Consider the following 26,250-nt stretch of genomic DNA (forward strand, 5'->3'; position numbering starts at 1 on the left):
TAGAAAACCGATCAACTGATCATGATCCAGGCTAGGCTGTGCTGCCAGCCTGGAAGATGTTGTTCAATAAACTGATCCACAAGCTCCCTGGCCAGCATGCTGTGCTGAAAATCCTGATCACGAATACGCTTCAGTGATTGTTGATACTGCTTTTGATCCAACAGGCCTGCCCTGAATTGCTGTTTTAGTTTAGGCTTTTTTGCTGACAATTCAGCCTGAACAGCCTTGTACTCAGCAAGCTTTGAGAAAATCCCTTCGCTGCCATGCAACATAGCTTTCAGTGATTGACGCTTACCATCCAAAAGCAAAAGATCATTATAGAGTTCCGACAGCAGTTCTGAAGCTACCTGAACCCCAATTTCCAGAAAGTTACGACTGGCCCTGGCAAAGGTCGGTACATACCGGTGAGCACTGTACCCAGAGAACGGGGCAGTGATTTCAACGGATAAGCCTGCGCGGGAGAGGTCGGTGATTTTTCCGGAGACTGACTGACCATTGATGGTCATAGAGATAAGTTTTTCCATGTATATTCCTCTTTAGCGAGATTTATTAAGCGCCTGCAAGTGGGAGTAAATTGGCGCTGTTATTTTCAGGCTAATATATTCTGATTCATTGGTCAAAAATCAACCCCGGTTGATATATATGGCTACTCTCAGCTCTACCAACTCCTGCACCATTTGATGCAGAGTCGCTCTGTGTTGGGGAGGCACCTGTTCCTTACAGACAAAATGACCATCCTTTATCTCAAAAGGATCACTGTCTTTATTGGAGTAGAATTTAATGGGATTGCCCAACCAGTATTTATGCCAGGCTTTGCTATCGGCAGAGAGGGTTTGCTTATTATCAGGCAGATCTTTGGTGAACAGATCTGGCCGACGTTTCAGGTGGTGCCAGCTTTTTTCTGCCAGCTTCTCAGTGGTTGGTGGATTGTCAAAACCATCAAGGTCAAGGAATGCACTGAGCAGGATCATTTTAAAGGACTTGGTCATGGCGGTTTTCTCAACGGCGCTTCGAAGGAAATCACCATGGCGTGCCAGCACTTTTGTTTCCTCCTTTGTCAGATCCTGCTGGTTGCCAACCAGCTGAAACCAGCTGTTGTGCTGCTGGCTAACCCGGCTGAAGGGCATCTGAATTTCATTCAGGTAATGGTAGAATTCCGTAGCGGTTGGGCGATAATCAAGCAGGGTCTTTAATGACTGGTATTCATCTTCAATACTGTCTTTCTGTTGCCGGGCAAGCCGGTTTAATAAATCGATGACGGTGGGCTCATAATTAACAAAACAGCCATCCGCCAGTTCTGCACTCCCAGAGGCAATCTGCTTTGCCAGTTGTTTAAATGAGTGGCCATTGTGTAAAGCTACAGGCTTGATCAAAAAGGATTTGTGGTTACCGATGAAGTCAATGACCACCAGATGGGTTTTCTGGTGGTGCAGCCTCAGCCCCCGGCCTAACTGCTGTAAAAACAGTATCTTTGACTCCGTTGGACGCAGCATAAGTACGGTGTCAATCGCTGGAAGGTCTGTGCCTTCATTAAACAGGTCTACGGAAAACAGTACATCCAGTTCACCATGTTCCAGTTGCGAGAGCGCTTCATGCCTTCGAAGCTCTGAGCCATTATAAACGGCTTCTGCCCTGTATCCTGCGGCTTTAAATTCTGATGCCATAAACTCGGCATGTCTTTGGGAAATACAGAAGGCCAGTGTCCGCTGCTGTCGCTTTTCCTGCCAGTGGTTAAGGATATGCCTTGCCCTTTTTTTCGAGGCAAAGGCATGGGTGAGCTGGTCTATGGAAAATTTGCCGCTGCGCCAGGGGATCTCGTCGTAATCAACATGCTTGTCTTCGATGCCATAATAGTGGAATGGTGCGAGCAGGCCGCTATTGATGCCGATAATAAGGTTGCGTTCAAAGACCAGGTTGTTGTCGCAAAGGTTGAGGATATCCGCCTGGTCGGTTCGTTCTGGTGTTGCGGTCAGTCCTAACAGAAAGCCCGGGGAAAAGTGACTGAGGATATTTCTGTAGGTGGCAGCGTGCGCATGGTGAAACTCATCCACCACAATGTAGTCAAAGTGGTCACTGGCAAATTGCTTAAGATGGCTGTGGCGGCCAAGGGTCTGGACGGAAGGAGCAGGTCGGCATTCGCCGTCCGTTCCTTGCCATTATAAAAGCCAACATGGGCTTTGGGCCTGTCTCTTGATCACAAATAGCTAGTTCTCGTCCAAAAACACAACCAATTGAAAACTGTAGATTTTATCCTGAAAAATTAAGTGGAGCCCTACTGCTATCTGGCGACTAAACTTCCCAAGAGCAAGAAACATAAGGGATTGCCAAAAACAGAGGACTCCAAATGCGCAAAAAACGCAACCCGCAGTGTAGTATGGAACTCCATTACGTACCTCATGAAATCTGCTCCCAGCTTTCCGGTATCTCGCAATGGCTTGACGCCCATCCACAGTTCAATGACTGGATTTATGAGGACTTAAGTTCTGGTGATAAACAGAACACTGGGCGGAACGGACTATCAGCAGAATCCGTTCTTCGTGCGGCACTCCTGAAACAGTATTTGAATTGTGATTATGACTACTTGTCGTTTGTTTTGATGGACTCCATGCTCTTTCGAGACTTTTGTCGCCTCGAACCAAACCAGCGCCCCAGTCGCTCCAGTTTGCATGGGCTCATCAGCCTTCTTACTGCATCTACATGGGAACGGATTAATAACTGTCAGCTAATGACCGCTAAAGATCAGGGTATTGAAAAAGGGCGCACTGTGGCTATTGACAGCACAGTCACCGAATCGGATATCAAACCTCCTTGCGACAGTGATCTTTTAGCCAGTTCCGTTAAAGAAATTTGTCGGCTGCTGGAACGGGGACAAACACTGACAGCGACACCGCTTTATGAATATACCCATCACAACCGAGCCGTAAAAGATGCGGCCAGAAAGCATCTACGCTGGCAAAGAAGAGCGGCATCAGCATTATAAAAAACTGCTGCAGTTGACCCGAAAATCCCGGAAGGTACTTATCGAAGCTACTGTCACGCTAGCAAACGCCCGTCAGCAGGGGCAGTGTCTCCTGGCTGATGATGCCGACAAGTGGCAGGCCGATGTGGATCACCTGTTACCCCTGGTGGATGCAATAGTCTCCCAGACAGAGCGCAGGGTCTTTAAGGGTGAAAAGGTGCCAGCCCAGGAAAAAGTGGTTAGCCTGTATGAACCCCATACGGATATCATCGTAAAAGACAGGCGGCAAGTACAGTATGGCCATAAACTGAACCTGGTTCAGGGAAAAAGTCGATTGATCCTGGACCTGGTTATTGAGGAAGGTAACCCAGCGGATTCGGACCAATTCATTCCGATGATGGAAAGACAAAAAGAAATTTATGGTCGTGTACCTCGCCAGACAAGCGGTGACGGCGGATACGCGTGTCGCGCTAATTTGGAAAAAGCCAAGGCCATGGGAATCAGCGATGTAGCTTTTAATAAGAAGCGCGGACTTGAAGTCGAAGAGATGACTAAAAGTCAGTATGTGTATAAAACGCTCTTTCGCTTCCGGGCAGGTATTGAAGCGGGAATTTCGTGGCTAAAGAGATGTTTTGGGCTATCACGTTGCCACTGCAAGGGTTCTGAGCGTTTTGATTCTCATTGCTGGTTATCGGTGGTCTGTTACAACCTGGTGATTCTGGCCAGACACCCGGCACCATCCTGATAGCCACCTCCACGCTACATGAAAGTACCTTTCCAGCATGGTGGGAGGATGTTTTCTGCCTGCTTTTCGCGTTTTTCTCCAATATCCGTCCCAGATTAGAGAAAAAAAGGGAAGAGTTTTTGCGGCTCTCTGGAATTTCAGGAAATATCAAAACGCACGTACAATCTAATTATGATTGCCTGATGCGTTTTTGGACGAGAACTAGCTACCTTGTTCTATCATTTCTCGTAACTGTTCAGCACCCCCACATAAATCTGGAATTTTCTGATTGGCTCTTTTCCAATTCCAGACTGCTATGTAACCAGCAAGTTGACTAAGGGCTGAAGAAGACTTTTGCCTCTTCGGCCAATATTATGCAAAAACTCAAAAAAGCCAAGGTAAAGGGGTAAAGCCTCTTGGGATATTCCCCTGTGAGGCCTTAGCCACGAGCGTAGAAGTGACCAAAACCCCTCCATAGTATTAACATGCACCTCGTAAATACCGTCTTTGTCATCATCACGAGCATACTCACCTTTGCCGTGACAGACCGTTTTATGTCTGAAGCCCCAGCTTTCAAGGTCATCATAGATGTTGTATTCATCGGTATAAATCTGGCTCTGTGGGGCTACGTGTTTCTTGATAAATGGTTCGATTGTCGCCTTCTTAACGTTCGACAGCATGTTGATAATGACCTGACCTCCCCTTTGAATCATTCCCAATACCGGCGGTTTGTCTTTTTCAAGAGTCCCACGGCCCGGAGCGCCTTTAAGCCTTCTTTTTCTCGGTGGACGATCCAGATTTTTTTAATGCTTCAGGTGTCCCTTGTGACCAGCTACAATGTAGACCTCGTCGAATTCAACTTCGCCATCAAGAATCACTTCAGGCTTTCGGTCAACAACACCATTTCGTAAGACTGTGGTCATATGGTGTGCATCACTGACACACAGATCAAGTTCCTGAGCTATCTGGCTGTTGGAGACGTTCAGCCCCATTAAATAGAGACAGGCAATCCAGACTTTGAGTGGTCGGTGGTGTCCTGCGAAAACCGTATTTGTCAGGTCATCGAAGTAGCGCTTACAGGACTTACAGTAATAGTGCTGGCACTCTACCTGCACATTGTCGTGTCCATTCTTTTTGACATTCTCAGAATCACAGTGCGGACAGAGAACAGTGCCATCTGGCCAGCGGTTCTCACGGATCATCTCAAAGCAGGTGTCATTACTGATGAGATCTGAGATTCGGCCTATATTCATGGTCAATGCTGGCGATGGCTAATTATATCCACCAAGGATAGTTCAGCAGTTCGGAATTCGAAAAGAGCCTTCTGATTTTTATACCATCCTCTTAAGCACCATTTTTCCACAATATTCGCCAGCATGATTCCAGAACTACCCGCAACTATGTCGGCTGAGATTCTCTTGAAAGAGAATGCAGAGCTGCGGATGAGAGTTGCCTGTCTGGAAGAGCGATGTCGAGAATTGGAAGAAAAGGTTGGCAAGAACAGTCAAAACAGCAGCAAGCCGCCATCGTCTGATGGTTATCAAAAACCTTGTAAAAACAGTAATTCTCCAGATCATTCTGACGACCTTTCCGCAGATAAAGGTACCGATCCATCGGATGAAAAACCCAATCCTAAAAGTCTGAGACAGTCTTCTGGTAATAAAGCCGGTGGAAAGAAAGGGCATCAGGGCACTTGTCTTAAACAGGTCGATATCCCTGACTATATTGAGTACCTTCCGGTTAAAGAATGCAATAAATGTGGGGCTTTTACAGGTTGGCGGATGAAAAGTGAGGGGTTGCAACAGAAATAGCCTTCAGAGGAAGATTGATTTGTAAGGATCAAAACTTCTGAAGGATCAGACATGTCTGCAACCCCATCACTTCGTCCTATGTTCGCATTTCCTGGCTGGGTAATCGAGCGAATTGATATTGACTGGAATATCAAACATGCCTTTGTCCATCTCCGTCGGGATGGCCGTATACAACACGTCAGATGTAGTAAGTGCGAAACACCTATGGGGCAGATGAAGACAAACGATCGAAGCGTTCAGGATCTGCCACTGGGGACTCTTCAGGTAAATCTTCTCTTCACTGCATTTCAAGGGCGTTGCTCTCGTTGCGGTAATATAGAAACAGTCACGCCTCCGGGGCTTGCACCTAAAGCTCAAGCAACAGAGCGACTTAAAAGGCATGTCAGCCATCTATGCCGCTATATGCCATGTGACAAGGTTCCTGAATTCATTGCTATCTCTGGCGGCACCGCTCGTCGCTGGGATAAAGAGATGCTCATGAAGATGCTGCCTGCACCCAAGCGGGATGGTATTCGCGCTCTTCTTATCGATGAAAAATCCATTGGTAAGGGGCATCATTTTTTAACCGTTGCTCTGAATGCTGATACCGGTGAAACGCTGTTCCTTGGTGAAGGAAAAAAGAAAGAAGTTCTGGATCGGTTCCTTTCCAGTCTGACAGAAGAACAAAAAGCAAGCATTGAATGCGTTGGTATTGACCGTGGTGGAAGCTATCAGGCTTCAGTGAGAGAGCATCTGCCAAACGCCGATATTGTATACGACAAGTTTCATATTATTGCCAATTACAACGATGTGATTGACCAAATCAGGCGCAGGGAGTGGCGACAGGCAGAAGAAGAGGACAAGCCGTTTATCAAAGGGCAACGCTTTAACCTGTTCAGAAATCCTGAGAATTTAACACCAAAAGGGCAAAGTAATCTGAAGGAGTTGTTAGCCATGAATGAGGATCTCAATCAGGCATATATCCTGAAAGATATGCTAAAACAGCTATGGACGTACAAATATAAAGCCTGTGCCAGAAAGTGCCTGGACAACTGGATAGCACTTGCCAAAGAAACAGGGATATCCGAGTTAAAGAAGTTCGCCAAGGGGTTAGACAGAGCTAGAGAAGGGTTACTGTCATACTGCCAGCATCGTATAACCAGCGCGAAAATCGAAGCCTTCAATGGGGTTATCAAACGGATCATCTATAAAGCATGCGGTTACAATGACCTTGATTACCTATATTTGAAAATTAGACAGGAGGCTCTGAAATGATCAGCCAACCTGTAAAAGCCCCATAAATGTCAGGCGTCTCTTCTTGATACTCGACTTTAGAGTTTTAAGAGCACAATAGTTCCGGCGCATAATCTGCTAAAAGCAACCATCCCCAATGACGAAATTCGAGATGGTTGCCATGCTCACTTCAGATCATCAAGTAATCCTCAGGGAGCTCGCTTCATATACAACCTTTCTTGCTGGAGCGCTATCATCAACTGCAGTACCAACGTTCTGCGAACTGCTGTTCGGTTGCATGCTTTCAGCCGACGGCTTTGTTACACAGGCGTTGTTAACAATTGATTTTCATTGTGTGTGGAGCAGCTACCACCACTGGCTATCTCAGGGCAAGTGGCAATGGAAGAACTTGGCACGCCACTTGATCCGTCTGGTCTGCTCCAAAGCTCCTGAGAATCAACCTGTGGTCCTGGGGCTTGATGACTGGGTAATCGAACGGTTTTCCGACAAAGCCCCTGCTTGTCGTACACATCATCAACACAGCAAGAAACGCAATCGGCCGACGTACATCTGGGGGCAGTGTTGGGTTTCCCTGGCCATCATATTTGAGCGGGCTGCAGATGAAGTATTTACCGCCATACCGGTGATCTCATTTCCGACACCAGCTTCAGGTAACACCAGCAAACTGAAAATTGCCGTGGCCATGCTCAGGGTGGTACGCAATGAAGTGAAGGATCGAGTGCTACGCCTGCTAACCGATTGCTGGTATATGAACTGGACACTGATAAAGCCAGCTCTGGAAATGAACATAGAAGTTGTTGGTCAGATACCTTCAAATCGGGCCCTCTATGCTTTGCCGCCAGCACCCACCGTAAAGAAGCGAGGGCGCCCAAAAAAGTACGGCATCAAGATGACGACAGAACAGGTTAAGAAACTGCCGGAAGAAAAAGCAACAGTATGGATGTACGGCAAATTTCGCAAAATACGTTATCGTACCCTGATCTGTCGCGCCAGATTCCTTAAAGGTCGTGAAGTACGCGTCGTCTGGAGTCGCTTTGAAAATGACAAAGGTCTGACCGAAAGCAGAATATTCATCTCGACCAATCCGGAACTTGAGGGACTGGAGGTGCTTCGTGCCTATTCCCGGAGATGGCCGGTAGAGCCAATGTTTCACCAACTCAAACATGCTTTTGGCTGTTGCCATTTATGGCAGCAGAAATTGCGAACACTGCTTCGATGGATGCATTTGAAAATGGCAGGCTATGCATTATTGCAGTTATTAACCGTTTGTAAAAATCAGGCATGTCTGAATATTTCTCGGATACCCTGGAGAAGCCCGGATACAACCACTGCAGGCATGATGAAAATTGCTCTTTCAGGAATTATTCCGAGGTTCTCTATTCGCAAGGGCTGGAACAGATATAAGCAAAAATATGAGTTCAATTTTCGCGATCTGATCGACCAGTTAATACCGGATAATTCAGAAGCAGCATAACTAAAGGCTTTTAGGCAAAAAACGGAAGTAATAACGAACTTGGAAAAACAGTTCACTGATTTCGGCTTGCTTCACTATAAAAAGCTGACCGAATTATCGTTTTATACAGACTCTAAAGTCGAGCTAAAGGCTTTTAGGCAAAAAACGGAAGTAATAACGAACTTGGAAAAACAGTTCACTGATTTCGGCTTGCTTCACTATAAAAAGCTGACCGAATTATCGTTTTATACAGACTCTAAAGTCGAGGTTATTATGCTTGGTTGCCATAAATATTGAATGAGTTGATGAACTTTAATAAAGTATAGTGGTCCTATGCTAGGATTCAATAACTCAATAATTCAATGTCTGATCCATATATTTTCCCTCAGTACTTGATTTCAGGGTTTCAGGATCCGTTGGAAGCTCTTGCTTCAAGTAACAGGTCAAATTTAAATGGCAGGTTGCAGCCAGGAAGTTTAGCTTTTGGGCTGCCAATTGAAGTAGCTGTGCCAAGCAACTATGTTAATTACTCATCCTTTTTTGATCAAAGCTTTTATAACCCATTCACCGACTCCCGTTTTAAAAAAGTACCCGTCAGGGTTATATTTTCTCAACAGCATGATCAAAACGAGACGTCAGGTGTAGGGCAATCAACCTTACACAACTCATCAGTTTTTGATAACAATCTTCATCTATCTTTGGAAATTTCTAATCAGGATTGTATTGATCCTGTTTCCGGGCCAAGAGCATCTGTGGCGATTATTAAGTCTCAACTAGGAGGCTGTCCGAGAATAGCCTGATTAAGTATAATCAGGCATCTTCTGCCCACTTTGTTGTTGCCGAAACGGATGTCATCAATCAAATTCAAAGATAACCCTGCTGATTTTGACCAGCACCTGATGTTCCCATCGAACATCTTCGACCTGCTGCCACCAGATCATGATTGCTTCGTTTTTGAAGATATCTTCAAGCATATCGACACCTCTGAAGTGGAAAAGCAGTATCACCATCTTGGCCAGAATGCCTACCACCCACGACTGATTATATCGATCCTGATCTATGCCTATAGCCATGGTGTGTTCAGCTCCAGGGAGATTGAACGGCGCTGCAATCAGGACTTGGCTTTCATGTATATCGCCAAACAGCACTGCCCAAATTTCCGGGTGCTCAGTGACTTTCGTAAAAACCAGGCCACCTTTTTTAAAAGCAGTTTCAAACAGAGCGTGCTGCTCGCCCGGGAACTACAGATGGCCTCGCTGGGCCACATCGCTCTTGATGGTTCCAAATTCAAAGCCGACTCATCAAAGCATAAGGCCATGAGCTACGCACGACTTAAGGCCAAAGAAGCTGAATTAATGGCTGAAGTTGAGGCCCTGATTAAAAAAGCCGAAACCAGTGACAGTGAAGAGGACGATGCTTATCAGCAGGAGACTGGCTACAGCATTCCTGAAGACTTGCAATTCAAGCAGGAACGGTTAGAGAAAATCCAGGAGGCCAAAAAAGCGCTTGAAGAACGGGAACAGGCCCTGAATCCCGATAAGCCGATAGACGACAAAAAGCAAATCAGCTTTGCTGATCATGATGCCAGGATCATGGGTAAAAAAGGCAGTGGCTATCAGTACAGTTATAACGCCCAGATCAGCGTCGACAGCGATAATGGTATCATTGTTGGCCAGCACATCAGCCAGCATGCCAATGACAAGCAGGAAGTAAAGCCTGCACTTGAAGCCATTGCAGAAGCAACAGATAACGCGTCCATTGGCAAAATGAGTGAGGATAATGGCTATTACTCAGGGCCCAACCTGCAAGCGTTTGATGATGCGAACATTGACGCTTACATGGCTACGGATCGACAGGAGAAGCCTGCAACAGAGGGACTGGAAGACTCTGACAGAAAGTTTGTCAAAGCGGATTTTATTTACCATGAAGCAGACGACAGCTTTACCTGCCCTGCCGGTGAGAAGCTGATTTATAACACGGCTAGCAAAGCAAAACACAAAAGCTACCGCGTCAGTAAAGATATCTGCCGGGATTGCCCGTTACGTAAAAGGTGCAGTGGTGACAACAAAGACCCGGGGAAAGTGATTCGCACAGACCGCCACGAAGCCATACGCCAGGCGATGAACCGCAAAATGGAAACCAAAGAGGCCAAAGCGGTTCCTGATTACCACTGATCGTACGTCATGACACAGGGAAAGATAATTTAAGAATATACGTGCAGCTTTTCATTCTTTATGTCTATAACCCGGTAAAGAAATAATAGAACCTCTCCAGTATTACCGGTGGAGCAGGCATCATGACGGCTTGTTCTCCAGATTATCAACTAAATTCGGTTTCATAACCGCTCCGAACAAGCAAAGACCCACATCATCATTCGAAATAATGATATTAATACGTCAACTGACTTTCAATTATCGGTTGATGGCTAACCCGGTTTCCACTGGACGTCTGGCAGTTTGAGAAGTCGATCCGGCATCGGTGCTGTATTGACTGCAGCCCGACCTAGCCTTGAGATCATTGAAGGCATATCAAAACGCCGGTTAAACCGATAGTTGAACTCTGATAGATAACGGCCCAGATGCTTGGGGTCGAGCTTATGGTAAGTACCGGTAATCGCTGTTTTCACGTTTCCCAGCATGGTATTTACCCAGGTGAACAACTCATTCTCCATGGATGCATGCCCACCACCGGTAATGATGGCTGTGTGCTGGCATCCGGCATCTTCAATACCCCGGAAACAGGACAAGCCATCGCTGACGGCCCGGACACCCTTTTTCAGGGCATGTTCTGCCCACTCCTGAATGGTTTTTCGCCGGAAGTTATCAACGGCATTGAACTTCATGTAGATAGGGTGGTTATCAGCATCTGTCTGAACTGCGGCCACGAAGGGGGCTTTGTTCTCTGAGCCTCTGCCCCGGCGGCCTCCGTGGCGCTCTCCGCCCCAATAGGCGTCATCAATCTGAACAAAACCACTCAACTGCCAGCTGTTATCTCTTTCCATCATGACCTGCATGAGTTTGTGTTTCATGCGCAATGCGGCATTGTAGGAAATGCCAAGTTGTCGATGAAGCGTCAGGCAAGAAATCCCCGCTTTATTCTGGGTGACGAGATAGATACCCAGAAACCAGGTAGCTAGAGGCAGCTTTGTTGAGTCAAAGATAGTGTTACTGGTAAGCGAGGTTTGGCAACGGCAGCAATTGCACTGGAATTCAGCTTTCCGGTGAAGCTTGCAGAAACTGCGGGAGCCACACTTCGGGCATTGGAAGCCATCTGGCCAGCGCCAAGAGGACAGCGCGTTCTCACACTGCTCTTCACTGCCGTAATTAGCCAGAAATTGCATAATGCCAAGGCCTTTTTGGAACTGAATGGTGTTTTTACACATCAGTTTTACCTCCAAAACACATGACTATCGACGTTTATTATAGCAGCTGGCTCACGACGTAGGGTCGGTGGTAATCAGGAAGCGGTTTATGAGCGTCGCAAGGTGATTGCGGAACCGCCTTTTGGCCAAATCAAGAACTCAGGATTCAGAGGGTTCAGTGTCCGGGGTAAGGAAAAAGTGGCTGGAGAATTTTCACTGGTCTGCAGTGCTTATAATTTCAAAAAAATTGTCAAATCGGTTTCAACGGGATCAATCCGTCTTGAAGAAGCAAAAAGGCTTAAAATGGCAGCATAAAGGCAAGCAAAAGGGTAAAAAACGCAATTTTTACCCCAAAACAGGCTAAATTTAGGTCAATATTTGATCAGCCAAGAAAATGCTGAAGCTTTCGTTTTTTCAATAGCTAGTTCTCGTCCAAAAACACAACCAATTGAAAACTGTAGATTTTATCCTGAAAAATTAAGTGGAGCCCTACTGCTATCTGGCGACTAAACTTCCCAAGAGCAAGAAACATAAGGGATTGCCAAAAACAGAGGACTCCAAATGCGCAAAAAACGCAACCCGCAGTGTAGTATGGAACTCCATTACGTACCTCATGAAATCTGCTCCCAGCTTTCCGGTATCTCGCAATGGCTTGACGCCCATCCACAGTTCAATGACTGGATTTATGAGGACTTAAGTTCTGGTGATAAACAGAACACTGGGCGGAACGGACTATCAGCAGAATCCGTTCTTCGTGCGGCACTCCTGAAACAGTATTTGAATTGTGATTATGACTACTTGTCGTTTGTTTTGATGGACTCCATGCTCTTTCGAGACTTTTGTCGCCTCGAACCAAACCAGCGCCCCAGTCGCTCCAGTTTGCATGGGCTCATCAGCCTTCTTACTGCATCTACATGGGAACGGATTAATAACTGTCAGCTAATGACCGCTAAAGATCAGGGTATTGAAAAAGGGCGCACTGTGGCTATTGACAGCACAGTCACCGAATCGGATATCAAACCTCCTTGCGACAGTGATCTTTTAGCCAGTTCCGTTAAAGAAATTTGTCGGCTGCTGGAACGGGGACAAACACTGACAGCGACACCGCTTTATGAATATACCCATCACAACCGAGCCGTAAAAGATGCGGCCAGAAAATGCATCTACGCTGGCAAAGAAGAGCGGCATCAGCATTATAAAAAACTGCTGCAGTTGACCCGAAAATCCCGGAAGGTACTTATCGAAGCTACTGTCACGCTAGCAAACGCCCGTCAGCAGGGGCAGTGTCTCCTGGCTGATGATGCCGACAAGTGGCAGGCCGATGTGGATCACCTGTTACCCCTGGTGGATGCAATAGTCTCCCAGACAGAGCGCAGGGTCTTTAAGGGTGAAAAGGTGCCAGCCCAGGAAAAAGTGGTTAGCCTGTATGAACCCCATACGGATATCATCGTAAAAGACAGGCGGCAAGTACAGTATGGCCATAAACTGAACCTGGTTCAGGGAAAAAGTCGATTGATCCTGGACCTGGTTATTGAGGAAGGTAACCCAGCGGATTCGGACCAATTCATTCCGATGATGGAAAGACAAAAAGAAATTTATGGTCGTGTACCTCGCCAGACAAGCGGTGACGGCGGATACGCGTGTCGCGCTAATTTGGAAAAAGCCAAGGCCATGGGAATCAGCGATGTAGCTTTTAATAAGGGCTCTTTTCGAATTCCGAACTGCTGAACTATCCTTGGTGGATATAATTAGCCATCGCCAGCATTGACCATGAATATAGGCCGAATCTCAGATCTCATCAGTAATGACACCTGCTTTGAGATGATCCGTGAGAACCGCTGGCCAGATGGCACTGTTCTCTGTCCGCACTGTGATTCTGAGAATGTCAAAAAGAATGGACACGACAATGTGCAGGTAGAGTGCCAGCACTATTACTGTAAGTCCTGTAAGCGCTACTTCGATGACCTGACAAATACGGTTTTCGCAGGACACCACCGACCACTCAAAGTCTGGATTGCCTGTCTCTATTTAATGGGGCTGAACGTCTCCAACAGCCAGATAGCTCAGGAACTTGATCTGTGTGTCAGTGATGCACACCATATGACCACAGTCTTACGAAATGGTGTTGTTGACCGAAAGCCTGAAGTGATTCTTGATGGCGAAGTTGAATTCGACGAGGTCTACATTGTAGCTGGTCACAAGGGACACCCTGAAGCATTAAAAAAATCTGGATCGTCCACCGAGAAAAAGAAGGCTTAAAGGCGCTCCGGGCCGTGGGACTCTTGAAAAAGACAAACCGCCGGTATTGGGAATGATTCAAAGGGGAGGTCAGGTCATTATCAACATGCTGTCGAACGTTAAGAAGGCGACAATCGAACCATTTATCAAGAAACACGTAGCCCCACAGAGCCAGATTTATACCGATGAATACAACATCTATGATGACCTTGAAAGCTGGGGCTTCAGACATAAAACGGTCTGTCACGGCAAAGGTGAGTATGCTCGTGATGATGACAAAGACGGTATTTACGAGGTGCATGTTAATACTATGGAGGGGTTTTGGTCACTTCTACGCTCGTGGCTAAGGCCTCACAGGGGAATATCCCAAGAGGCTTTACCCCTTTACCTTGGCTTTTTTGAGTTTTTGCATAATATTGGCCGAAGAGGCAAAAGTCTTCTTCAGCCCTTAGTCAACTTGCTGGTTACATAGCAGTCTGGAATTGGAAAAGAGCCTTAATAAGAAGCGCGGACTTGAAGTCGAAGAGATGACTAAAAGTCAGTATGTGTATAAAACGCTCTTTCGCTTCCGGGCAGGTATTGAAGCGGGAATTTCGTGGCTAAAGAGATGTTTTGGGCTATCACGTTGCCACTGCAAGGGTTCTGAGCGTTTTGATTCTCATTGCTGGTTATCGGTGGTCTGTTACAACCTGGTGATTCTGGCCAGACACCCGGCACCATCCTGATAGCCACCTCCACGCTACATGAAAGTACCTTTCCAGCATGGTGGGAGGATGTTTTCTGCCTGCTTTTCGCGTTTTTCTCCAATATCCGTCCCAGATTAGAGAAAAAAAGGGAAGAGTTTTTGCGGCTCTCTGGAATTTCAGGAAATATCAAAACGCACGTACAATCTAATTATGATTGCCTGATGCGTTTTTGGACGAGAACTAGCTAGTTCTCGGACAGCCTCCTAGCCACGAATTCATCTCGGGTTACCAATCACAAAGACGCTTGTCTGATGTCTGACAAAGAGGACAGAGCCAAATACGAAGCATCTGATAAACGCAAGCTGGCCAGAGCCAGATACCTGGCATCCGATAAAGGCAAGAAGGCCAAAGCCAAATACCAGGCATCCGTTAAAGGCAAGGCGGCCAAAGCCAGATACGTGAGATCCGATAAAGGCAAGAAGGTTAGAGCCAAATACGAAGCATCCGGTCCAGGCAAGGAGGCCAGAGCCAGATACGTGACATCCGATAAAGGCAAGCAGGTTAGAGCCAAATACGAAGCATCCGATAAACGCAAGCTGGGCAAACTCATAACGAATACAAGATCAAACGCCTATAGAGCTGCCCTAAAAAAAGGCTGGCTCTTGTAGGATTTCAGACTGCTACTGGGTTGAACATTGCTGAAGCCCTTTATCTACAAAGGTTGTCAGCATATTGTCCGGTAATGTTGCCCAATCCTTGTTTTTCGTGACCTACAGTCAGTTTTCACTGTAGAGCAGTTCGTAATCAAAATAGAGCCAAAAGGCTTTAGTGAAGAAGTCGCGAGGAAAAAAGGAGAGCTAGCCGCTAATGTAAAAAAAGCTGAATTATTATCAGCATCCGTACCGCTTGGTTTGTCGTCCCGCTCCAGCTCCTGATGGGCTGTCGCCAGTTGCTCCACTGTACCACGTTTGTTCATTGAACATCGCGGAACAACTGGTGTAGGGCATTCCCAGTGCTTCAGAACTTATTGGCCAATTCTTGCCATTGCTCCGGGGTAAGCCGGGTAAGCTCTGCTCTGGCCCTGGCCACAAAATCCTCGTAGGGCCTTTCCCGCATCAAGATAAGTTCCTTTGCTGCGGGGGCACCAACTTTTTGGGCATTCACCGGAGCCATGATCAACAATCCACACATTTCAAGAACGCCGTAGCCCTGCTTTTCAGGCACATATTGAGGATTGACATTAGCGTGTTTATTTCTGGGAAAAATGAAGGCCTGCAGACAGTTATTATCGTCTACCCAATAGGCCAGGTTGTAGCCGCCTTCTTCGCAGACATCGCTGTTGCTCAGGTATTTCAGAGTCTTATTAAAAACGTGCTCAAATTCAGCGTGATTCTTACCTGTGATATGTATTCCTGAAAAATGTGCCGTGTTATTGGCCCGATCACCTGCCATCCAGCGGACTGTGGTTTTACCCTGCTGAATGACCGGCAGATCCGCATCGCAAGATAGTTTTCCATCGTCCAGAGCTTTCCGAAGGGGCAAACTCTCTCTCATTGCGTGGATATGGAGGTGCTTCTGTGAATTTCCCCTGTAGCCACTATGGGCAAACGTGAAGGCCGATCCCATGCCTTTTGCCAAATCCAGGAGGTCTGAACTTTTTTTAAATATTTTACTTTGATCCAGGTGATCTGTCGGTTTGATCAGCCAGCATTCGGAACTGTAAGGTCTGAAATTAGAGATGATGGTAATGCCACTGAAGTGGGTGTTCAGCAGCCTGGGATCGTTATTGCATAATGCACAGGCCTTTCGTGGATGACTCTGACCTTTTTTAACTTCAAATGCTCTTTGAATGGATTCATCGAATGGGTAAAGCCGGTTAGGAAAGGATCTGAATTCCAGATATGGAATGTCTTGTATACTACCGCTCTTATACTGTCCCTGAAACTGAAGGGTACACTCTGCCTGATGGCGGAGTATATCCAACCATTGGATATTTTCATACGGGTCATCAGGCACATTGATCCTGGCTGAATTGACTGCCCGAACATGCTTGCCTATAAATGTAGAAATTTCCGGATACCCGGTCTTATTCAGAGCGTGACTGTAATCTGTCTCCGGTAGAAATAAGAATTGAGCGACGTTCATGCCCACCTCCTTGTTGATTTATTATGAAAGTACAGTAAACACAGGCTATGTGGCCTGTTCGTGCTTTGGACGAACTGCTCATGGCTGTTTCGGTATCAGATCCATTAAATAAGTTTGAATGTATCCTGCCGGATCCAGTCGCAATCTCCATGAATTGTCGCCAGCAGCCATTTATCTTAACCAATGGCTGCATACAGAGAAGGAATTCAACTATTCCTTCTTTTTAGTAAACAGCATTTGTAACGCATCCTGATGCGCTTCAAATAGTTTATGATAATTTTGGCAAAAAGCGTCTTCATCCGGTTCCACCAGTATCTCAATGGAAGGCGCTATATCGTTTGTCCAACCGGGTAAATAGTACCCATTGGCGGCACACAGTGCATGAATGATCATTTCCACAGTGCCACCAGGTCCTCTGACCGTAGGTGCCAGATGCACATACCACCAGTGTATGCGGGGGATTACGGAAAGGTCACCAGCCATAGCCTGTTCAATCAAACCCTGAACATGCCTTAACCCCCGATCCAGTTGATGAGGATCCGTATGGACAAGTAGAGCAGAGCGCTTTTCATTGCCAACATAATTGTCATCGAATCGACCAAAAAAAGATTCCACCTCATATTTGCAGATTCTGGGAGAAGTCAAAATCTGGGTTAAATAAACCTTCTCGTTGCCTGCATTACCCACAACAACACCATGATGAATCTCATCAATTTCAGATGGATATGCCCCGATTAAGGCAAGGAAGCGAATAAACCCTTTCCCTTCATCTGTTGCCTCATTGATAAAATATTCATTATGATCCAGCTCAACCGCACGTTTATTACCACAGGAATAAGCTTTACAGTACAGAGGGGTGTGTAGATACTTTTTGTGATAATTTTGCATTGATTTTGGATCATAACGGCGAAGTCCAAATTCATGTGCTTTTTCATGATTCCTGATAATCTCAATCTTTTCACGCACTTCAATTGCCGATTCAATGAGTGTTTTGACAGTGAGCTCCTTTTGAATAATGCTTTCTTTTGCGATATTAACGAATGCTCTAAATCCTGCGTTAAACGTATTGGGATTACCATATTGAACCCAATTATCTCTTTTTACCAGATGATTGGGATTTTCCGGTTGAATCATCAAAGGCGCCAGTGAGGAGGTTGGGCTAGTTTTCTCCGATTCACTGATCCGGTACTGTGAATAGCCAAGCTGGCTCGCAGGTTCATGCGATGTGTCTGGTGTTGCAGAGGTAGCGGGTGTACTAAGGGTGGACATTAAGGGATTTTCATTATTTGGCAAGGCTTTCAGGGCTGGTAAAGACTTCCATTTGGGCAATGTCATGTATCCATGCACCCACAAAGCAAGCTGAACATTGCGGCTGTATTGTCCATGAAAGTCTCTGCAGCTCTTGGAATCAGCGAGAGAATGCTTATTGTCTGCCCTAAGAGCGGGTGTGGCGCCAGCGTCTCCCCTAAAAATATTTCCGGGATCGGTTAGCAAGGCAACCTCCCGAAAGCTGCCATCATCATTTCGGGAGCCTGGTTTATTGGAATAATCAGCGGGATACTGGCCATTTACCATTAAATCCTGGTTCAATGACTTGGTTACTGGTCTTCCCTCATGTTGAACCACTGATGGTTGCTGGGAAGGTTGCTGGGATGGTCGCTGGTGAGTGCATGAAGAGATCGCTGTCTGATCTTGCATAGCGAATACTTGATTAATTGTTTCCACTAATTTAATTCCTTTATAGTATCGAGTGTTGTGATTTCTCTTGATTTCAAGTCATTTTCAGACAGCACGAAAGATTAACATTGACGATCAAACAGTAAACTGACAATGTTGTTAGGTTTTCTGACCCTTCTATTGGTTTTGTTGAGAACGCCAGATCATTTTTATAATAAATAGCCTGTTGAAATTTTGGACAAGCCAGTTCCTGTATCTGATCAACCAGGAGTGCCAGAAAAGTGAGGTAGGTGGAATTAGTAGCCAGAAGCTTTTCACCATGACCGCAATTGTGCTCAAGTTTTTTCAGGGTATTAAACGTTTCATTTTTTTGTCCTCATTTTTAATGCAGCAGTCATCACAACGGCAGGTTCCCGAATAAAAGAGACCAGTGCCATCAATAGGAAGCAGACAACAATTTTTCAACTTGCTGCAGTTGAATGCATAACCCTGCAGAGCACCATTGCACTGAACGACAGAAAACAGTTCTTTAAACGGCGACTTCAACCCAATGGGCTTAACCGGATCAATAACCTCTCTCATTCGAGTATCGGAAGGGACTTTGCCGTCTTTTGCATGATAGAGTTTTTCAAGATATTGAAATTCTCGATAAAACAGGGAACTTTTTGCCAATCCACCAGTCTAAATGGGCAGCTAGTGTGCCTGCTGGAGATATCAATGTTCCCGAATTATAAAGAAAACCCTGCACCTGATTATACAATTCATAGAAGCATTGATTGCAGTAGGTTTGACCTTGCCAGGGTTCGATGTGATCCACAGGTTAGTGCACAGGCAAACTACCACTATTGGCAAGTTTCACACCCAAATCTACAATATTACTCAACTCACTGTAAAAAATGTTCCAACCCAATGAGACAAAGGCTTCAGTCTGGTTTTCCACGATCTGTTGCCCAACAAAATCCTGGCCCTGAGCACCCGAAAATACAACGGTCCAACATCGAAGTTATCTATACCGTTGGGAGTCGCATTCAATACAAGGGAGCTCTGTTGACTACTCAAGAAATACATAAAAAGGAAGAGCAGTTAAGCAAGCAAACAATACATCAATTAGTCGATGATCACTTCAAACGCTCTCTATGCCGATATCCAGATAGAAGTAGTGAGTTTACCCGCAGCCTTCAGCTTTCATCAACGGTCACCAGAGCAGGAAGCAGTGCCAGGGATTGGATTTCGGGTGAGAATCACAGACAATGAGTGCATCTTCAGCATGACCTTGAGCATCAGGAGAAACTTTTATAAAAAAGGGTGGTCAATTGACGAGTCTCAATAACTTTAGAGTTAATAATTGAATGGATAGACTACCCCATTCCACTTATTTTAATGCGGCTATTAATCACGTCTCTTATTTCCAAGATGCCAACCTTCAGGATGCTAACCTGTCTAAATCTGTCACCTTATGTCAGAAGTCATCCCGTGACGTCATAGAAGTAGCTAATATTCTTTGTGCCATGCGTAGGAATAAGAACGTCCTTCAACAGCAAACGGTGCCTTTTCATGGCCCTTTTAATAACCCTGCGCTTGAAAAAAGGTCGACAGTAATTGTTCATAACCATCCTGAAGATGATCAACCATTTAACTTATCTGTCAGGAGAGAACCAGTTAATTGCGATCAAATCCCCACCTATATTCCTGATAATGAATCTTTTTCCATTCAGTCTATTTTAGGCATAGAGCAATCAACCTCGCAAAGTCCATCCCTTGTCGATAACAATCTTCATCAATCGGTTGAAACTTCTCTTCGAGATCGTATTGATAGTTTTACCAGACCAGCGGCGGCGGTTGCAATTGTCAGACCTCAAGTAATTAGTGTGGGACTTCAGCAGTACAATATTCCAGCAGGCTGTGAAATCGATCCATCAAGTAATCTGACCAGCGTAAGAGTTGAAGAGACTGCTGAAAGTAGCACCTCGCAAATCGAGCGCAAAAGGGAGCGCCAAAGGGAGCGCCAAAGGGAGCGTAACAGGGAGCGTCGTAAAGATCCCGCTTTCGCAGAGCGCGAAAGGGAGCGTAACAGGGAGCGTAACAGGGAGCTTCGCAAAGATCCCACTTACGTAGAGCGCGAAAGGGCTTGTAAAAGGGAGCACCAAAGGAAGCGCTACCATAGTGATCCTGCCTACGCAGATGGTCAAAGAATCTATTCAAAAATTTACAATCGTACCAAAAAACAAACCTCCAACAAGGAAGAAGCTGCAAAGCAAGCTAAAATCGCAAGAGAGGAGTATTTCCAGTCAGTCAGTTCCGCTGGAAACCCAGGTGAATTAACACTGACTTCTAATCTCGTTGAAGCAATCCAGAGTTCCAGCCAGAGTTCCAATAACAATTTAGATAGTGCTCCCACCGCACGTTGCAAATTGACGAGCAGTCAGTAATCGAAGGGTAAGTAAGATAGCTCGACTTTAGAGTCTGTATAAAACGATAATTCGGTCAGCTTTTTATAGTGAAGCAAGCCGAAATCAGTGAACTGTTTTTCCAAGTTCGTTATTACTTCCGTTTTTTGCCTAAAAGCCTTTAGTTATGCTGCTTCTGAATTATCCGGTATTAACTGGTCGATCAGATCGCGAAAATTGAACTCATATTTTTGCTTATATCTGTTCCAGCCCTTGCGAATAGAGAACCTCGGAATAATTCCTGAAAGAGCAATTTTCATCATGCCTGCAGTGGTTGTATCCGGGCTTCTCCAGGGTATCCGAGAAATATTCAGACATGCCTGATTTTTACAAACGGTTAATAACTGCAATAATGCATAGCCTGCCATTTTCAAATGCATCCATCGAAGCAGTGTTCGCAATTTCTGCTGCCATAAATGGCAACAGCCAAAAGCATGTTTGAGTTGGTGAAACATTGGCTCTACCGGCCATCTCCGGGAATAGGCACGAAGCACCTCCAGTCCCTCAAGTTCCGGATTGGTCGAGATGAATATTCTGCTTTCGGTCAGACCTTTGTCATTTTCAAAGCGACTCCAGACGACGCGTACTTCACGACCTTTAAGGAATCTGGCGCGACAGATCAGGGTACGATAACGTATTTTGCGAAATTTGCCGTACATCCATACTGTTGCTTTTTCTTCCGGCAGTTTCTTAACCTGTTCTGTCGTCATCTTGATGCCGTACTTTTTTGGGCGCCCTCGCTTCTTTACGGTGGGTGCTGGCGGCAAAGCATAGAGGGCCCGATTTGAAGGTATCTGACCAACAACTTCTATGTTCATTTCCAGAGCTGGCTTTATCAGTGTCCAGTTCATATACCAGCAATCGGTTAGCAGGCGTAGCACTCGATCCTTCACTTCATTGCGTACCACCCTGAGCATGGCCACGGCAATTTTCAGTTTGCTGGTGTTACCTGAAGCTGGTGTCGGAAATGAGATCACCGGTATGGCGGTAAATACTTCATCTGCAGCCCGCTCAAATATGATGGCCAGGGAAACCCAACACTGCCCCCAGATGTACGTCGGCCGATTGCGTTTCTTGCTGTGTTGATGATGTGTACGACAAGCAGGGGCTTTGTCGGAAAACCGTTCGATTACCCAGTCATCAAGCCCCAGGACCACAGGTTGATTCTCAGGAGCTTTGGAGCAGACCAGACGGATCAAGTGGCGTGCCAAGTTCTTCCATTGCCACTTGCCCTGAGATAGCCAGTGGTGGTAGCTGCTCCACACACAATGAAAATCAATTGTTAACAACGCCTGTGTAACAAAGCCGTCGGCTGAAAGCATGCAACCGAACAGCAGTTCGCAGAACGTTGGTACTGCAGTTGATGATAGCGCTCCAGCAAGAAAGGTTGTATATGAAGCGAGCTCCCTGAGGATTACTTGATGATCTGAAGTGAGCATGGCAACCATCTCGAATTTCGTCATTGGGGATGGTTGCTTTTAGCAGATTATGCGCCGGAACTATTGTGCTCTTAAAACTCTAAAGTCGAGTAAGATAGTATGCACTCAAAAAGCCGTACTTGATCCACACGACAACCATTGCGCAGCACTCTCGATTTTCTGAGCCAATCTCGGGAATGTTCCGCTACCTGTAAGCCTATCTGTTAAATAGTGCCAGAATGAAAGCCCATATTGTCGACAGGTTTTCTTGAGGCTTGCAAAGGTGTCTCTGCTCCGTCGGCCGCTCTCACTTTTGGTGCCACCACTGATTTTACGCCGTTTGACGTGTTCTCTTATCTGGCTTTCGCTGAGGTTGTTATGAAGAGGCAGTACCGGGTTATCCAGAACCATCAACAATTCCTGTTCAATTACAGCAAGACCTGCCAGCGCTTTCTGTAGACCTGCGTATTCTGGCGAACATGAACGCTCATTCTGGTGTATCGTGAACACCTTCACTCCCTTAAGCATCGCCTCCTTTAATTTCTAGCTTTAGTGTTCACGGTCCGCCAGTTTTGCTTTCGTTTTTCTCATGGATTCTCCCTTGAGTTCTATCCGGTGGGCGTTGTGGGTCAACCGATCCAGAATCGCATCGGCCAGGGTGGCATCGCCTATGCTGCTGTGCCATTTCGACACCGGCAGCTGGCTGGTGACGATGGTTGAACTCTGGTTGTGCCGGTCATCCATGATTTCCAGCAGGTCGTTGCGCTGGCTCTGACTCAGGGGCTCAAGGCCCCAGTCATCAAGTGTCAGCAGGTCAACCCTGGCCAGTTGCCTGAGCTGTTTCGTATAACTGCCATCGCCGTGTGCTAAGGTCATGGCTTCCAGCAACCGGGAGGTGCGGAAGTAGTGAACGCTGTAACCACGCAGACAGGCTCCGTGCCCGAAGGCACAGCTCAACCAGCTTTTACCCGTACCACAGGGGCCGGTCAGCAGCAGGTTCTGTTTGCGGCGCAGCCAGTCACAGGTGACCAGTGTCGCCATTTTCGATTTGGTGATGCCCCGTGGCTGCTCGTAGTCAATGTCTTCCAGGGTGGCCGCCAATTTGAAGCGTGCCGCCCTGAGCAACCGTGCCAACCGCTTGTTGTTGCGGTCGGCATCTTCCTGGTCAACCAGCAGGGCGAGTCGTTCTTCGAAGCTGAGCCCCTCATAGGTGCCCGGCTGCTCCTGCTGAAGCTGCAGGGCATCGGCCATACCGCTGAGTCTGAGGGCACGTAAACGGGTTATGGTTTGATTGATCATGGCCTTACCCCTCATTGGAAGAAGTCAGCGCCAGGAATGTTCTCGTGGCTGACGGTGACACGGGTTTTCTGTTCCTTTGCCGGTGTTAACGGAACCTTGTCCAGTCCGGACTGCAAGATGGAACGCACATTGGCAACCCGTCGTCCGCCACAGACAATGGCCCGATGGCAGGCAGCATTCAGACGCTGCGTACCGTATTCCCGCTCCATGTTCAGAAGCCCGAGACAGGCCCGGTAAGCCTGTTCCGGGTGTTGCTTGCTATCCAACAGTCGCTGGGTAAATCCGAGCACATCAGGCCCGATTTTCTGTGCCCAGTTCTTAAGCCGACCGGGAGTCCACTGTTGCTGTTTCTGGTGCCGGGTTGGCATGTGTTCAGGCCGGGTGGTAAAGCCACCGCTGTTATACTGCCGTACGTGGCTGGTGACCGGTTTGCCTTTGTAGAGTATCTGGACCGTGTGGTGACTGGCCCTGATTTCCACCTCTTCTTTTACCAGCTGGTGTGGTACGGAGTAGAAGTGGTCGCTGAACCGGATATGGTAATCAATGCTGACCCTGGCCACCTTGAACTCCAGGTGCTCAAAGGCCTGTCTGGGTAATGGCATCAGGGCCGGTCTGTCCAGCTCATCAAACAGACTGCGCCGACAGCCTTTTTGCTGCCGGAATGGCCGGTTATTCAGGTCTTCCAGCAAGCGTCCTATTTCCCAGTTCAGCTCTGACAGGGAGAAGAACCTGTGGTGACGCAGGCGCATCAGGATCCAGCGCTCCACCAGTTGGACGCCGACTTCTACCTTGGCCTTATCCTTGGGTTTATAAGGCCTTGCCGGCATAATCGAGCAACCAAAGTGTTCAGCCATGTGCAGGTAGCTTTGGTTGATGTCCGGGTCGTATCGGCAGGCTTTGGTCACAGCACTGCGCAGGTTATCCGGCACCAGCATTTCAGGGACACCGCCAAAGAACTTGAAGGCACGCACCTGGGAGCTGATAAAGTCGGCAGAGCCCTGGGTCCAGGAAGCCTCGGCAAAGGTGTAATTGGAGGCACCCAGGACGGCAACGAAGATCTGTGCGGGCGCGGTTTCTCCGGTTGTCTTGTTCACCACAGGCACGGTCAGGCCAGCGTAATCAACAAACAACTTCTCACCGGCCCGGTGATGCTGGCGCATGGAGCGCTTCTGTTTGTCATTCCACTGCCGGTAACGGTGACAGAACTGAGAGTAACTGTAGGCATTGTGTGGGCAGGCCTCACAGTACTCCTCCCACACCAGCTGCTTGGTCATCCCCTTAGACTTCAGCTCCTTATGAACCTCCTGCCAGTCGGGGTCGACCATATTCTGCTCAGGGCAGGTAACCGGTGCTGGAGCCAGTTTGTTGATCAGAGCCGTGTCGTCCATGCTCTCAGGCAGTGGCCAGGACAAGCCGACAGCCTCAAACCGGTTAAGGTATTTGTTAACCGCCCCGACACTGACGCGAGTGCTTCTGGATATTTGCCGGGTGCTGAGCTGGCACTCAAACCGGAGTCGAAAGATCTCCCGTAATTTACGCATTGATCCGTCATTCAGCACCCGTATCAGGAATAAATTTCCTGATACGGTCGCCCAAGAATTGAAATAATAGTCAACTGCCTTTCTTGTAATCCAACCACATGCTTTTCATGTCCATCGACCAATAGCACGTTGATACCCTGAAAGCAGAAAAACACCCAACGCGCTGTCGGGTTTTGGCAGGGTTTCCGCTTCATGTCCGGGAAAAACCGACTCTGTCGTTTTAGCTCATGCCTAATTCGATGCTGAATCGCCGCATACACTAACAGACACAGCGTCATCACCATCAGCAAGACTTCTATTCGTTCCGGTTTCTTTAAAAACAGCGAAGAAACCAGAAACTCCGGGCTCTTCAAAAACCGAAAGCCACGCTCTACTGACTGTTGTGATTTGGTAACTATTCAGCACTGAGCAAAGGCATATTACAGTAATTCCGAACAGCTCTATGAAGTGATTGATATATGTCCATTCCCTGTTTTCTGGCAGACGACAAATAGCTGCGAATCCGTGCAAACATAGAACCACCGTCTGCACTCCTGAAGCAGCCTGAGATTTTCTGCTTTAACTTGGCCATTCGAACATCCCGCTCACTGCCATTGTTATCGAAGGGAATGGTAAAATCTGACATGAAGCGCAGTGTCTCAGCCTTGAACTCAGTGAGTCGTTTGAAGAGATTGTAAGCTTTAGTATTCTTGACTTTCTTGCGCTTAAGCTCCTCTCGTTGCTTCTCCATATAGACGACTTCTTTCATTAGAGCCCGCTGAAGCAACCGGTCATAAATCTTCTCGATTCGTTCACAGACAACACTTGGCATCTGTAGCATACCTATGGTCTTAAAGCCCTTGCAGTAATGCCAGGAAAGCCTCAGTAGCTTCATCAATCGCAACGCCAGTTGATTGCTGTCCCTATCAACAACACCCAAAAGCTCCCTCAGGTGATGGGCATTGCAAAGTACGTGAGTTGCCGCATATGCAAAATAGGATTTCCAATGATCATGAACCAGAACGCCTGCAAATGTTAGCAGTATGCCCATCGTGTCCATGGCCTCACGACCTCGCTTTTCAGACAAGTAGTAGAGCGTCCATTGTTCATCCCGCATAACGTGTAGCCAGTGCAAAGAGCCCTCGGCCCGCATACCCGTTTCATCGGCTCCGGCAACAGACGATTCCCGCAAGGCGTCACGAATAACCTCTTCAGTAGAAGCCAGATTTTCATAGGTTCTGGCCACAAAATTGGCGACAGTGCCTGCACTTACACTCAT

The 26,250-nt window shown here is 46.9% G+C and carries 27 protein-coding genes and 3 pseudogenes; 14 read left to right on the forward strand and 16 right to left on the reverse strand.

What is annotated here, in order from left to right; all coding sequences use genetic code 11:
• Nucleotides 1–11: 11 nt before the first annotated feature.
• The 3 genes and pseudogenes from MJO57_RS25810 to MJO57_RS32910 all read right to left on the reverse strand — a co-directional run.
• Complete coding sequence (locus MJO57_RS25810; RefSeq protein ID WP_252019868.1) at nucleotides 12–524, reverse strand: hypothetical protein; 513 nt, start codon at nucleotides 522–524, stop codon at nucleotides 12–14.
• 99 nt (nucleotides 525–623) lie between these two features.
• Nucleotides 624–1,982: a DEAD/DEAH box helicase gene (locus tag MJO57_RS25815; RefSeq protein WP_256493380.1), complete on the reverse strand. Its 1,359-nt coding sequence runs from the start codon at nucleotides 1,980–1,982 to the stop codon at nucleotides 624–626.
• Nucleotides 1,965–2,105: pseudogene (locus tag MJO57_RS32910) on the reverse strand (DEAD/DEAH box helicase family protein); the annotation flags it as partial. The gene MJO57_RS25815 and the pseudogene MJO57_RS32910, both read right to left, overlap by 18 nt.
• Nucleotides 2,106–2,344: 239 nt before the next feature.
• Between MJO57_RS32910 and MJO57_RS25820 the strand changes: the two are divergent.
• Entirely contained in the window at nucleotides 2,345–2,980 is a 636-nt protein-coding gene (locus MJO57_RS25820) for a hypothetical protein (protein ID WP_252019869.1), read from the forward strand.
• On the forward strand, nucleotides 2,928–3,704 hold the full coding sequence (locus MJO57_RS25825) for a transposase (RefSeq protein WP_252019870.1): 777 nt from the start codon (nucleotides 2,928–2,930) through the stop codon (nucleotides 3,702–3,704). Before MJO57_RS25820 ends, MJO57_RS25825 begins: the two co-directional genes overlap by 53 nt.
• Before the next feature lie 293 nt (nucleotides 3,705–3,997).
• Here the strand turns inward: MJO57_RS25825 and MJO57_RS25830 are convergent, their stop codons facing one another.
• Genes MJO57_RS25830 through MJO57_RS32915 form a run of 3 tightly spaced genes read right to left on the reverse strand, consistent with a single transcriptional unit; the run spans nucleotide 3,998 to nucleotide 5,061 of the window.
• Complete coding sequence (locus MJO57_RS25830; RefSeq protein WP_252026893.1) at nucleotides 3,998–4,480, reverse strand: IS1595 family transposase; 483 nt, start codon at nucleotides 4,478–4,480, stop codon at nucleotides 3,998–4,000.
• A 6-nt stretch (nucleotides 4,481–4,486) separates the two neighbouring features.
• Complete coding sequence (locus tag MJO57_RS25835; protein WP_252019872.1) at nucleotides 4,487–4,936, reverse strand: transposase; 450 nt, start codon at nucleotides 4,934–4,936, stop codon at nucleotides 4,487–4,489.
• 2 nt (nucleotides 4,937–4,938) lie between these two features.
• Nucleotides 4,939–5,061: a hypothetical protein gene (locus tag MJO57_RS32915; protein ID WP_256492357.1), complete on the reverse strand. Its 123-nt coding sequence runs from the start codon at nucleotides 5,059–5,061 to the stop codon at nucleotides 4,939–4,941.
• Here MJO57_RS32915 and MJO57_RS25840 point away from each other — a divergent pair.
• The 5 genes from MJO57_RS25840 to MJO57_RS25860 all read left to right on the forward strand — a co-directional run bounded on the left by MJO57_RS25840 (nucleotide 5,060) and on the right by MJO57_RS25860 (nucleotide 10,354).
• Nucleotides 5,060–5,494 carry a DUF6444 domain-containing protein gene (locus tag MJO57_RS25840; RefSeq protein ID WP_252019874.1) on the forward strand — a complete coding sequence of 145 codons (435 nt, stop codon included), beginning with the start codon at nucleotides 5,060–5,062 and terminating at the stop codon, nucleotides 5,492–5,494. The two genes, MJO57_RS32915 and MJO57_RS25840, sit on opposite strands and share 2 nt — an antisense overlap.
• A 51-nt stretch (nucleotides 5,495–5,545) precedes the next feature.
• Nucleotides 5,546–6,748 carry an ISL3 family transposase gene (locus MJO57_RS25845; RefSeq protein WP_252017687.1) on the forward strand — a complete coding sequence of 401 codons (1,203 nt, stop codon included), beginning with the start codon at nucleotides 5,546–5,548 and terminating at the stop codon, nucleotides 6,746–6,748.
• Nucleotides 6,749–6,863: 115 nt separating this feature from the next.
• Nucleotides 6,864–8,201 (forward strand): transposase, encoded by a 1,338-nt coding sequence (locus MJO57_RS25850; RefSeq protein WP_252017304.1) that lies wholly within the window; start codon nucleotides 6,864–6,866, stop codon nucleotides 8,199–8,201.
• A gap of 395 nt (nucleotides 8,202–8,596) precedes the next feature.
• Nucleotides 8,597–8,980 (forward strand): hypothetical protein, encoded by a 384-nt coding sequence (locus MJO57_RS25855; protein ID WP_252019876.1) that lies wholly within the window; start codon nucleotides 8,597–8,599, stop codon nucleotides 8,978–8,980.
• Between the two features lie 48 nt (nucleotides 8,981–9,028).
• Entirely contained in the window at nucleotides 9,029–10,354 is a 1,326-nt protein-coding gene (locus MJO57_RS25860) for an IS1182 family transposase (RefSeq protein WP_252019877.1), read from the forward strand.
• 251 nt (nucleotides 10,355–10,605) lie between these two features.
• Here MJO57_RS25860 and MJO57_RS25865 read toward each other — a convergent pair whose 3' ends face one another.
• Nucleotides 10,606–11,562, reverse strand: coding sequence for an IS1595 family transposase (locus tag MJO57_RS25865; RefSeq protein ID WP_252017306.1), 957 nt, complete (start codon nucleotides 11,560–11,562; stop codon nucleotides 10,606–10,608).
• A 39-nt stretch (nucleotides 11,563–11,601) separates the two neighbouring features.
• On the opposite strand from MJO57_RS25865, the gene MJO57_RS25870 reads away from it, so the two are divergent.
• The 6 genes and pseudogenes from MJO57_RS25870 to MJO57_RS25895 all read left to right on the forward strand — a co-directional run bounded on the left by MJO57_RS25870 (nucleotide 11,602) and on the right by MJO57_RS25895 (nucleotide 15,133).
• Nucleotides 11,602–11,856 (forward strand): transposase, encoded by a 255-nt coding sequence (locus tag MJO57_RS25870; RefSeq protein ID WP_256493381.1) that lies wholly within the window; start codon nucleotides 11,602–11,604, stop codon nucleotides 11,854–11,856.
• 246 nt (nucleotides 11,857–12,102) lie between these two features.
• Nucleotides 12,103–13,269 carry an ISNCY family transposase gene (locus MJO57_RS25875; protein WP_252019881.1) on the forward strand — a complete coding sequence of 389 codons (1,167 nt, stop codon included), beginning with the start codon at nucleotides 12,103–12,105 and terminating at the stop codon, nucleotides 13,267–13,269.
• 42 nt (nucleotides 13,270–13,311) lie between these two features.
• Nucleotides 13,312–13,800 (forward strand): transposase, encoded by a 489-nt coding sequence (locus MJO57_RS25880; RefSeq protein ID WP_252018121.1) that lies wholly within the window; start codon nucleotides 13,312–13,314, stop codon nucleotides 13,798–13,800.
• Nucleotides 13,769–14,251 carry an IS1595 family transposase gene (locus tag MJO57_RS25885; RefSeq protein ID WP_252026893.1) on the forward strand — a complete coding sequence of 161 codons (483 nt, stop codon included), beginning with the start codon at nucleotides 13,769–13,771 and terminating at the stop codon, nucleotides 14,249–14,251. Before MJO57_RS25880 ends, MJO57_RS25885 begins: the two co-directional genes overlap by 32 nt.
• 28 nt (nucleotides 14,252–14,279) lie before the next feature.
• Nucleotides 14,280–14,504: pseudogene (locus MJO57_RS25890) on the forward strand (transposase); the annotation flags it as partial.
• A 272-nt stretch (nucleotides 14,505–14,776) separates the two neighbouring features.
• The gene (locus MJO57_RS25895) at nucleotides 14,777–15,133 is read left to right on the forward strand and encodes a hypothetical protein (protein ID WP_252019882.1); all 357 of its coding nucleotides are present in this window, start codon (nucleotides 14,777–14,779) and stop codon (nucleotides 15,131–15,133) included.
• 349 nt (nucleotides 15,134–15,482) lie between these two features.
• Here MJO57_RS25895 and MJO57_RS25900 read toward each other — a convergent pair whose 3' ends face one another.
• The 3 genes from MJO57_RS25900 to MJO57_RS25910 all read right to left on the reverse strand — a co-directional run bounded on the left by MJO57_RS25900 (nucleotide 15,483) and on the right by MJO57_RS25910 (nucleotide 18,959).
• Nucleotides 15,483–16,481, reverse strand: a complete 999-nt coding sequence (locus MJO57_RS25900; protein ID WP_252019884.1) for a hypothetical protein — start codon at nucleotides 16,479–16,481, stop codon at nucleotides 15,483–15,485.
• Between the two features lie 339 nt (nucleotides 16,482–16,820).
• Nucleotides 16,821–18,335 carry a hypothetical protein gene (locus tag MJO57_RS25905; protein WP_252019886.1) on the reverse strand — a complete coding sequence of 505 codons (1,515 nt, stop codon included), beginning with the start codon at nucleotides 18,333–18,335 and terminating at the stop codon, nucleotides 16,821–16,823.
• A 297-nt stretch (nucleotides 18,336–18,632) separates the two neighbouring features.
• The gene (locus MJO57_RS25910; protein ID WP_252019887.1) at nucleotides 18,633–18,959 is read right to left on the reverse strand and encodes a hypothetical protein; all 327 of its coding nucleotides are present in this window, start codon (nucleotides 18,957–18,959) and stop codon (nucleotides 18,633–18,635) included.
• A gap of 677 nt (nucleotides 18,960–19,636) precedes the next feature.
• Here MJO57_RS25910 and MJO57_RS25915 point away from each other — a divergent pair.
• Complete coding sequence (locus MJO57_RS25915) at nucleotides 19,637–20,716, forward strand: hypothetical protein (protein WP_252019889.1); 1,080 nt, start codon at nucleotides 19,637–19,639, stop codon at nucleotides 20,714–20,716.
• 143 nt (nucleotides 20,717–20,859) lie between these two features.
• Here MJO57_RS25915 and MJO57_RS25920 read toward each other — a convergent pair whose 3' ends face one another.
• The 6 genes and pseudogenes from MJO57_RS25920 to MJO57_RS25945 form a co-directional block, all read right to left on the reverse strand.
• Nucleotides 20,860–22,197 carry a transposase gene (locus tag MJO57_RS25920; protein WP_252017304.1) on the reverse strand — a complete coding sequence of 446 codons (1,338 nt, stop codon included), beginning with the start codon at nucleotides 22,195–22,197 and terminating at the stop codon, nucleotides 20,860–20,862.
• A gap of 81 nt (nucleotides 22,198–22,278) precedes the next feature.
• Nucleotides 22,279–22,680: a transposase gene (locus tag MJO57_RS25925; RefSeq protein ID WP_252019891.1), complete on the reverse strand. Its 402-nt coding sequence runs from the start codon at nucleotides 22,678–22,680 to the stop codon at nucleotides 22,279–22,281.
• Nucleotides 22,681–22,701: 21 nt separating this feature from the next.
• Nucleotides 22,702–23,451 carry an IS21-like element helper ATPase IstB gene (gene istB / locus MJO57_RS25930; RefSeq protein WP_252019893.1) on the reverse strand — a complete coding sequence of 250 codons (750 nt, stop codon included), beginning with the start codon at nucleotides 23,449–23,451 and terminating at the stop codon, nucleotides 22,702–22,704.
• An 11-nt stretch (nucleotides 23,452–23,462) separates the two neighbouring features.
• Complete coding sequence (istA, locus tag MJO57_RS25935) at nucleotides 23,463–24,992, reverse strand: IS21 family transposase (RefSeq protein WP_252019895.1); 1,530 nt, start codon at nucleotides 24,990–24,992, stop codon at nucleotides 23,463–23,465.
• 23 nt (nucleotides 24,993–25,015) lie between these two features.
• Nucleotides 25,016–25,381: pseudogene (locus MJO57_RS25940) on the reverse strand (IS1634 family transposase); the annotation flags it as partial.
• Nucleotides 25,382–25,386: 5 nt separating this feature from the next.
• Nucleotides 25,387–26,250: an IS66 family transposase gene (locus MJO57_RS25945; protein ID WP_252018941.1), complete on the reverse strand. Its 864-nt coding sequence runs from the start codon at nucleotides 26,248–26,250 to the stop codon at nucleotides 25,387–25,389.

Source organism: Endozoicomonas sp. SCSIO W0465 (assembly GCF_023716865.1).
Classification (GTDB): Bacteria; Pseudomonadota; Gammaproteobacteria; order Pseudomonadales; family Endozoicomonadaceae; genus Endozoicomonas.